Here is a 2,254-nt window from a genome sequence, read left to right on the forward strand (position 1 = left end):
TGATAATTAACGTATTAGTGGAATAGTCTGGAAAGGCTAGCGATACAGGGTGATAGCCCCGTACATGAAAATGCGTTAATGGTACTAGGCTTGCGACAAGTAGGGCGGGGCACGAGAAACCTTGTCTGAACATGGGGGGACCATCCTCCAAGGCTAAATACTCCTTATCGACCGATAGTGAACCAGTACCGTGAGGGAAAGGCGAAAAGAACCCCGTTGAGGGGAGTGAAATAGAACCTGAAACCGTGTGCGTACAAGCAGTAGGAGCAGACTTGTTCTGTGACTGCGTACCTTTTGTATAATGGGTCAGCGACTTAATTTATGTAGCGAGCTTAACCGAATAGGGGAGGCGCAGGGAAACCGAGTCTTAATAGGGCGACTAGTTGCATGGATTAGACCCGAAACCTGGCGATCTATCCATGGTCAGGATGAAGGTTGGGTAACACTAACTGGAGGTCCGAACTCACGTATGTTGAAAAATGCGGAGATGAACTGTGGATCGGAGTGAAAGGCTAATCAAGCCAGGAGATAGCTGGTTCTCCTCGAAAGCTATTTAGGTAGCGCCTCGTATCTCACTCTCGGGGGTAGAGCACTGTTTGGGCTAGGGGGTCATCCCGACTTACCAACCCCATGCAAACTCCGAATACCGAGAAGTGCAATTACGGGAGACAGACGGCGGGTGATAACGTCCGTCGTCAAAAGGGAAACAACCCAGACCATCAGCTAAGGTCCCAAAATTATGGCTCAGTGGAAAACGATGTGGGAAGGCCCAGACAGCTAGGAGGTTGGCTTAGAAGCAGCCACCCTTTAAAGAAAGCGTAATAGCTCACTAGTCGAGTCGGCCTGCGCGGAAGATGTACCGGGGCTTAAGCCATATACCGAAGCTATGGATGCGTGTTTACACGCATGGTAGAGGAGCGTTGTGTAAGTCTGTGAAGGTGTGTTGAGAAGCATGCTGGAGATATCACAAGTGCGAATGCTGACATGAGTAACGATAAAGGGGGTGAGAGGCCCCCTCGCCGAAAATCCAAGGTTTCCTGCTCAACGTTAATCGGAGCAGGGTGAGTCGGCCCCTAAGGCGAGGCAGAAATGCGTAGTCGATGGGAAACAGGTTAATATTCCTGTACTTGTTATTACTGCGATGGGATGACGGAGAAGGTTAGGTCAGCCAACTGTTGGATATGTTGGTTTAACTGCGTAGGCGTGCTGAATAGGAAAATCCGTTTGGCTAAGCTGAGACAGGACGACGAGTGCCATTAGGCGCGAAGTGATTGATACCCTGCTTCCAGGAAAAGTCTCTAAGCTTCAGGTAATAACAAACCGTACCCCAAACCGACACAGGTGGATGGGATGAGAATTCTAAGGCGCTTGAGAGAACTCTGGTGAAGGAACTAGGCAAAATAGCACCGTAACTTCGGGAGAAGGTGTGCCCCTGTTAGGTGAAGTGACTTGCTCACGGAGCTGAAGGGGGTTGCAATGACCAGGTGGCTGCGACTGTTTATTAAAAACACAGCACTCTGCAAACTCGAAAGAGGACGTATAGGGTGTGACGCCTGCCCGGTGCTGGAAGGTTAATTGATGATGTTAGTTTAGGCGAAGCATTTGATCGAAGCCCCAGTAAACGGCGGCCGTAACTATAACGGTCCTAAGGTAGCGAAATTCCTTGTCGGGTAAGTTCCGACCTGCACGAATGGCGTAACGATGGCCACACTGTCTCCACCAGAGACTCAGTGAAATTGAAATTGCGGTTAAGATGCCGTATACCCGCGGCTAGACGGAAAGACCCCGTGAACCTTTACTACAGCTTTGCACTGAACTTTGAACCTACTTGTGTAGGATAGGTGGGAGACGTAGAAGCGATGACGCTAGTTATCGTGGAGTCGTCCTTGAAATACCACCCTGGTATGTTTGGAGTTCTAACCTACGCCCATTATCTGGGCGAGGGACAGTGTATGGTGGGTAGTTTGACTGGGGCGGTCTCCTCCCAAATTGTAACGGAGGAGCACGAAGGTACACTAAGCATGGTCGGACATCATGCGGTTAGTGCAATGGCAAAAGTGTGCTTGACTGCGAGACAGACACGTCGAGCAGGTACGAAAGTAGGTCATAGTGATCCGGTGGTTCTGAATGGAAGGGCCATCGCTCAACGGATAAAAGGTACTCCGGGGATAACAGGCTGATACCGCCCAAGAGTTCACATCGACGGCGGTGTTTGGCACCTCGATGTCGGCTCATCACATCCTGGGGCTGTAGC

Annotated in this window: 1 rRNA gene (only partly in view); it reads left to right on the top strand. The window is 50.4% G+C overall.

From position 1 onward, the window contains the following. Nucleotides 1–2,254: ribosomal RNA gene (locus QQL60_RS00020) — 23S ribosomal RNA — on the top strand; its annotated part reaches 273 nt to the left of the window's first position; the annotation flags it as partial.

It is taken from the genome of Methylophaga thalassica, from assembly GCF_030159795.1.
GTDB classification, from domain to species: Bacteria; Pseudomonadota; Gammaproteobacteria; order Nitrosococcales; family Methylophagaceae; genus Methylophaga; species Methylophaga thalassica.